1 pseudogene is annotated in these 255 nt (G+C 69.4%); it reads right to left on the bottom strand.

Annotated features, from left to right (window positions below):
• Positions 1–255, bottom strand: a pseudogene (locus tag MRBLMG1_RS37435) (AMP-dependent synthetase); the annotation flags it as partial.

The following is a 255-nucleotide window of genomic DNA, read 5'->3' as shown; positions in this document are numbered from 1 at the left end:
CCGCGAGCTCGACCCGCCAGGCATGGACCTTCACCTGCGAATCCATCCGCCCGACATACGCCAGATCACCCTCGGCGTGCGCGCGGACCCGGTCACCGGTGCGATACCAGCGCCGACCGTCCGCCACGACGAAACGGCCCTCGTCGTGCGCGGGGTCGAGATAGCCCGTCGAGATCTGCGGACCGGCAAGCCACAGCTCACCCTCCACATCCGACACCTCACCGTCCTCGTCCACCAGCCGGAACTCGTGCCCCG

The sequence above is a fragment of the Streptomyces sp. LMG1-1-1.1 genome (assembly GCF_040815545.1).
GTDB lineage: Bacteria > Actinomycetota > Actinomycetes > Streptomycetales > Streptomycetaceae > Streptomyces.
This window is presented reverse-complemented; position numbering and strand designations above follow the sequence as displayed.